The 7158-nt window shown below is 39.4% G+C and carries 4 protein-coding genes; 2 read left to right on the forward strand and 2 right to left on the reverse strand.

Annotation, left to right across the window (positions count from 1 at the left end):
* Window positions 1–267: 267 nt before the first annotated feature.
* Window positions 268–492, forward strand: coding sequence for a hypothetical protein (locus Q4575_RS19380; protein WP_303523911.1), 225 nt, complete (start codon window positions 268–270; stop codon window positions 490–492).
* 302 nt (window positions 493–794) lie between these two features.
* Here Q4575_RS19380 and Q4575_RS19385 read toward each other — a convergent pair whose 3' ends face one another.
* Together Q4575_RS19385 and Q4575_RS19390 are read right to left on the reverse strand one after the other, a co-directional pair.
* The gene (locus tag Q4575_RS19385; RefSeq protein WP_215962622.1) at window positions 795–1592 is read right to left on the reverse strand and encodes a M48 family metallopeptidase; all 798 of its coding nucleotides are present in this window, start codon (window positions 1590–1592) and stop codon (window positions 795–797) included.
* A 125-nt stretch (window positions 1593–1717) separates the two neighbouring features.
* A complete protein-coding gene (locus Q4575_RS19390) occupies window positions 1718–5389 on the reverse strand; it encodes an ATP-binding protein (protein ID WP_303523912.1) in 3672 nt (1223 codons plus the stop codon).
* A gap of 175 nt (window positions 5390–5564) precedes the next feature.
* On the opposite strand from Q4575_RS19390, the gene Q4575_RS19395 reads away from it, so the two are divergent.
* Window positions 5565–6965, forward strand: a complete 1401-nt coding sequence (locus Q4575_RS19395; RefSeq protein WP_303523913.1) for a diguanylate cyclase — start codon at window positions 5565–5567, stop codon at window positions 6963–6965.
* The last annotated feature ends 193 nt before the right edge of the window (window positions 6966–7158 follow it).

Below are 7158 nucleotides of genomic sequence, written 5' to 3' on the forward strand. Positions count from 1 at the left end.
GAACAATTTGAGCCAATTTAGGGCGAACTATGGACTTCCTCTGCACTCGGTTGGAGGTCCCTAATATCGCTGTGGCTCTTTTGGGATGACGTTTTTTTCTGTTTAATTAGAATGATGGTATTTCTGTGTATTTGGGAGGGCGGTATTCACTAAAATAACCTGTTATCACACCTAAAATTCAGGCTACATTTTACCTCCATTCAATATTCCTGAAATTAAATCAGTTTTCTAAAGTGGGAGACAGGACGTCGAGTAAGGGATGTTTTCATGGACGAAATTGCATCCCGTCTTTTAGACAAAACTGAATTTAATGTAAGACAAGAATATTGGCTGGATGCGGCTCTTTTGGTTACTTTTCTAGCTGTTGAGAAAAGTGACTCGCCTTTAGGCGAAAAGCCGCCCGCAGGGCATAACCCACGTAGTATGAAGGCAGCCTGCAAGGCAAAGAAAACTTCAAGCCCCGCACCATTATGGTCGACGCAGTCGAAATAGCCGCCTGCAAGGCAAAGAAAGGCACAGCCTACAAGGCGAACTATGGACTTCCTCTGCATTTGATTGTAGACCTGCGGGGTCAGAGTCGCTGATTTTATTATTTCCTCTGCACTCGGTTGGAGATCCCTAATATCGCTGTGGTTGACTAATTTTACAAGCTACGGGGATGACGGCGTTCTGCCTAATTGACGCGACGTAGTTTGCCCTCATTATTATTGCTTTCTTACAAATTGAGCATATAAAAAAACGGAGTACGTCGACTCCGTTTATGATGTTTCCAATTTAATTCAAACAGACTTAATTTAACTTGGTTTATAACATTTTGGTTTTTGCGTACTGCTATCAAACATAGGTTTAGTCACTGCTAAATGTTCAGTTAGCTTATCGATACGCGTTTCATTAGATGGATGCGTTGATAAAAACTCCATTGGAGCAGAGTCGCTTAATTTTGCCATGTTATGCCAAAGATCAACTGCCGCTTCTGGTCTAAAACCAGACTTAGCCATAAGCTCTTGACCTATGATATCAGCTTCTTTTTCGTGAGTACGACCATAAGGCATTAATATGCCGTATTGTAGCCCCATACCTAATGCTGCTTGTGAATACTTCTGTACTTGTTCATCTTGACCACCTAATAATACGCCGGCCAATTGTTGTACGCCTGAGGCCGCTTGATTTGAAGACAAACGCTCATTTGAATGCTCTGCAATTACATGCCCTACTTCATGACCCATGATTGCAGCTAATTGATCCTGATTTTCGGTAACATCGAGGATGCCTGTATAAACACCAATTTTACCGCCCGGCAGTGCAAATGCATTAATTTGTGGAGAGTCAAATAATACAACTTCCCAATCGCCGCTGTGTGCTTCTTTACTCACATTTGGTGTGATTTCGTCCGCCACACACTGCACAAAATTGATTAATGCTTGATTAGTGCTAATTGGGATTTCTTGTTTCATTTGTTCAAATGATTCAGTTCCCATGGTAGCAAGTTTGTCTTTTGACACGAATGCCAATTGATTGCGTCCCGTTGGAGACGTTGAGCAAGCAGAAACAGCCGACATCAAAATAACTAAAGAAACTAACTTTTTATTCATTGATACATCCCAGAAAAATTACAATTGCACTTATCTTGGTTAGCTTGACCGCCTTAATAGCGGATAAAACAACTAACTCAAATTTACTTTAAAATAGTTTATGAGATCCTATCCCATACGCCTAGTTATTTATCACTTTTTACTTTAATTGGTAAGTTGATATATATTTCTACGCCGTCGCCTACACGACTATTTAATACGATATCGCCACCCAATTTTTGGGTCACAAGATTATAACTAATATGCATACCTAGACCGGTATTACCTTTGTTTCTATTCGTGGTAAAAAACGGTTCAAATACCTTTTCCCAGTTAGCCTCGTCAATTCCAATGCCCGAGTCTTTATAAATAAGGATAATGGAGTCTTGCGAATTGTAAGACGCTGATAATACAATCGAGCCCTTTTTCATGCCTTTAAAGCCATGGGTAAGTGAGTTAGTAATAAAATTGACTAAAACCTGAGACAACAAGCCAGGATAACTCGTCATTTTTATATCATCAGGGACATCGGCACTAATCGAAAACTCAGTATTTTTGAACTTTGGCCTCAATGTCGCTACGGTATCATCGACTAAATCTTTGAGATTAAACTCGCGTATTTGTTCACTCGACTGGTCAACAGAAACTTGTTTAAAGCTATTAACTAACTCGCCTGCTCTCGTTAGGTTGCGTTGCGCTAACAAAAGTCCCGTCATGGTTTCCTCACCCAATTTAGAAAATTTGGCGTTTGATAAACTTTTGTTTTTTGCTCTTTCTAATAACTCAGCCATCGACTTTTCGGAGTATGACAATGACGTAATTGCAACTCCTAAAGGCGTATTAATTTCATGCGCAACTCCTGCAACCATATTCCCCAAGCTGGCCATTTTTTCCGATTCAACAAGCTTTTCCTGCATCGACTTCAATTGAAACAATGTTTGTGTAATTTCTTTGTTCGCTTCAACTAGTTCAAAGGTTCTTTCTTTTACTTTTTCTTCTAATTCATCATTAGCTAATGTTAAGGCTTTCTCTGCGCGCTTTAATTCATCGATGTTTTTATTTGCCCCGGAAATTAACGTTGGTCGACCGGTGACAGGGTCTCGTTCACTTACGGTTCCTTTACCTAGCACCCAAAACCAATTACCAGCTTTATCTTTCAACCGATAAGTGACCTCAAAAGAATCAATACTTTCAAAAATGCTGGCAGTTAGGGCTTTACGCACCTGTCCGGCATCATCAGGGTGAATGTGGGCTTCAAAGTCGTCGCCGCTTTGCATTTCTCTATATTCTGCCGAACCTAGCGAGTTTCGTCGGTGCAAGGTATTTTCTCTTACATTAAAATTCCAAAACTCATCACCACTCCCCCACAAAGCCAATGACAATTCTTGCTCTTTTTTACTGATCTGTTGAAAAGTTTTTTGTTCAAATTGACGCTTACGCCGAACTAAAATTAGTACCAAACTCAATATAAATAAAGCACTGGTAAGATAAATAAAATAAGCGAATGGCGAAGCCCAAGGAGCTGGAGATATGTCAAATTGTAGTGCCTTAGGTTCACTCCAATTAACCCCGTCAATCGACGCTTGGACAGAAAAAATGTATGTACCAGGATCTAGATTAGTGTAAGTTGCCAGTCGCCTTTTATGGTCTGTTATCGTCCAATTTTGATCAAATGGTTGTAGCTGATATTTGTACTTAACTTTTAACGGTGTCTGAAAGTTTATCGCACCAAAACCTATGCTAAATGCGTTTTGAAAATAATCTAACGCAACTCGCTTTGACTTCTCTAGGGACTTGCTCAATAGCTTCGACTCGTCGCCAACGACTACCTTTTTACCAAACAGGTATAAGTCGGACAAATAAACCTCGGGTGCATTTCCAATACTTGGTATTTTTGAAGTATCAAGTTTGGCTACCCCACCCACCCCTCCGGCATAAATAAATTGATCATTTTGAAATAGTGAGTTGGAGTTAAATTCATTATTTGGCAGGCCATCCTCAATACTAAACACTCGTAAATCGTTACCACTTGGCTCAAGTCGAATGATCCCTGAATCTGTGGTTAACCAAATAAAACCATCTCTATCCTGCACTATGCCATAGATGGTTTGGTGAGTAAGGTAAGGAACATGGGTAAAGTGATCAATTTTATTAGCGGAAATATCTAATAAAGACAATCCATTTGTAGTCCCAACATAGAGGTTGTTTTCATCAGTGGTCATTAAACTTACCACTAAATTTCCAGGTAAAAAAGGGGCTGTTTCGCTTTTGCCAAAGTGCTTTTCGACGGTCTTTTGGCTAATATTAAATAAAAACAAACCACTATCAAATGACCCTAACCACACCAATTCGTCGGTAACTTTTAAAGACGTTTGAAACCGGTTTGTAATCCAACTCGGGTCGGTCACTGTTTTGGTTGAAAACTGATCCAGCTTTTTATCTGTTTTATCAAAAGTAAATACGCCATTGCTTCTTGTTGTAAAGAGCAGAGTGTCGGCATTTAATTCAATAATATCCGTTATAAAAAGCTTGAGATCAGATGTTTGGCTCTCAAACATTTTTGTTTCTGCATTAAACTTAGCTAGTGGCCCATTTCGATAACCTACCCATACATCATCACCACTATCAATTTCAATTACTGAAATTTGGCTGCTAATACCATCGTGCATCATGCCTAACGGATAGTAAGTCGTGATGTTGTTGTTCCAATCTAACTTTGCAATACCTTCATTACTGCCTTGCCAAACGTCACCCGCACTATCGATATCAATTGCCGCCACACTTGTGCCTATGGTACTCAGCGAATTGCCTTCGGAACCGCTATCCGTGACGGCTTCAATCCAAGATGAATTTCGAGCTTGCAAAAATAATCCGTCGTTTTGCGTTCCTAACCAAATCTGTTGACTGGAGTCGACAAAGAAAGAAAGCACTTGATTGACATCAAAATTTGCCTGAACGATTTTTGGGTAACTACCGTCTTTCAACGGCGATTCAATCTGAAACAATGCATTGCCAGTCGTCACCCATAAAACCGAGTTTATGTCTAAATACGCAGCCATAACAGACGGTAATATATCTTTGAATAACAACTCAGTTCTATCCGGCTTTACTGCAACCAAGCCGTAGTTAGTGGCTACCACTAGATTTGTTTCATCGATAACTTCAAAGCCATAAATCGTTTGGTTGTTAGCGACGTTAAATAATAGTTTTGGGACTGACTTTGAATCGCCCATAAACTCAATCCTATTTTCTTCTAGGACAACGTAAATACCGCCTTCTGATACTTTTATCGATGTGACATTTTGATTGTTGTAGCCACTTGGAATTAATTTTTTAGTTGCAACTTCAACCCGAAATAAGCCATTCGTCATTGCTACCCAAATCTCACCGCTTGGTGACAAGACAATATCCTGTACTGCGCCAAAGTGAATGTTGGGCTCAATAGGTATAAACTGATTTTTTTCAAAGGAATAAAGGTGTAAGCCACTTGCTGTTCCAACCCAAAGATCGCCATTGTGACTAACAAGTAGGTTTCGAATGTAATCGCTTTGCAAGCCTAAAGCGCTTTTTGTCACATTTTGATGAAATATTTCGAATTCGTATCCGTCAAATCTATGAATGCCATTTTGAGTTCCAATCCACATCATACCGGAACGATCTTCAGTAATTGCGGTTATGGCATTTTGTGCTAAGCCATCACTTTTGGTGTAATTTCGTAGTTGCCATGATAACTCTCCCGCCTTTAAACATGCGGATGCAAAGCAAATTAAGATTGTTAATACGACCACGTAATTTGTTTTATTTTGAGTCTTGCTCAAGCAACCAACTCCAACGGATTTTAAAATAGCTAATTATTAGTGTAGACAAGCATTTGAACTTTCACTAAAAAGTTTACACCTGTTCATTAATTATCAAAAAATACTTTGTTTAATAAGGTTTCAAATTTAATTACTGTGTCCTAAGGTTAATTTAACTAACAACAGGTACATGCAAATGGAAAATAGTGAATCTGGTTTAGCAAATGATTTAAATTTAAAGAGACTTCTAGAACACGCACATATAGGCGTTGTTATTCACGCTTGGGATACCTCTGTTGTGTATGCTAACCCAACAGCCTTGCGCCTAATGCGACTGTCCTATGAACAAATAATCGGTAAAACAGCCTATGACCCGGAGTGGCACTTTGTTGACGAAGCTGGAAAAATCATTGGCGTTGACGACTACCCCGTTAATAAAGTCAAAAATCAAAACACTCGCCTAGAAAATGAAATTGTTGGAGCAATTGACGGCTCTCAACCAGATATTAGTTGGTTTTTGGTCAATGCCTACTTGGAAAATAGCGGCAGCCCTGAAACGAGTTTTATCGTTGTCACTTTTAATGACATTACCGAATCTAAACAGCTTTTTTCGTTCAGAGATATTGTTGAAAATACTCAAGATATTGTAATCGTTACCGAAGCAAATCCGATTGACAGTCCTGTTGGCCCCAACATTATTTATGTTAATAAGGCGTTTGAACAACTTACTGGTTATACACAAGATGAAGTCATCGGCGAGACGCCGCGAATATTACAAGGCGCATTAACAGACAAACAATCTACTCAACGTATTCACGACGCACTGGCTAAACAAGAGGCCGTGACTGAAACCTTACTAAATTATGATAGTTCTGGACGTCCATATTGGCTCGAAATAAACATCATGCCGCTTACTAACAAATATGGTGAAGTCACTCACTTCGCGGCGATAGAACGTGATGTATCAGAGCGTAAGTTTCATTTAGAACAACTCAAAACAAAAAATGAGGATCTCAAAGCGCTCAAAGTTACTTTAGAGAAACGAGTGGAAGAACGAACAAATGAATTAATGACGGCTAAGATCACTCTGGAGCAAATCGCATTTATAGACCAACTCACCAATATTCCAAATCGACGATACTTTATCGATCAAGCAACTAAAGTCATTTACTCAGCACAGCGACAAGCGCTTCCGGTTGCGTTTGGCTTTATCGATGTAGACAATTTCAAAAAAATTAATGATAGCCATGGACATAGTGTTGGTGACGAAGTGCTTAAAGCTGTTGCGAGTTGTTTTGCCAATACTTTTAGAAAGGAAGACGCATTCTGCCGCTATGGCGGTGAGGAATTTGCTTTTGCCGTCATCGTTAAAGAAAATGAAGATACGGAAAACTTAGCAAACCGGCTGTTAGCAGCTGTTAGAAATACCAAAGTGACCATAGAGAATGTCGAAATTTACTTTACAATTAGTCTTGGCATAAAAATCAATCAAGCTACGAGTACGACGGATTTTGAATTGGAACTCAAAGACGCCGATGAAGCTATGTATCAAGCAAAAAAAGAAGGTAAGGATAAATACGTTATCGTCGGGAATTAAACTTGGCCTGCTGTGTAAGCCACTATAAACAGCCACTAAAACGCCCTACCGTTCACAGTTCCGGCAACTTGTTTACTTTAGCCATCTAGCCTTACTGTTCCGATATAATCCCGCTGCATAAATTTCAGCCATAAAAAAAGGCCACCTAAGTGACCTTCTTTCGATTTAAACTCTCTCTAAAGAGACTTTAAAT

This window comes from Psychrosphaera sp. 1_MG-2023 (assembly GCF_030548245.1).
GTDB classification, from domain to species: Bacteria; Pseudomonadota; Gammaproteobacteria; order Enterobacterales; family Alteromonadaceae; genus Psychrosphaera; species Psychrosphaera algicola.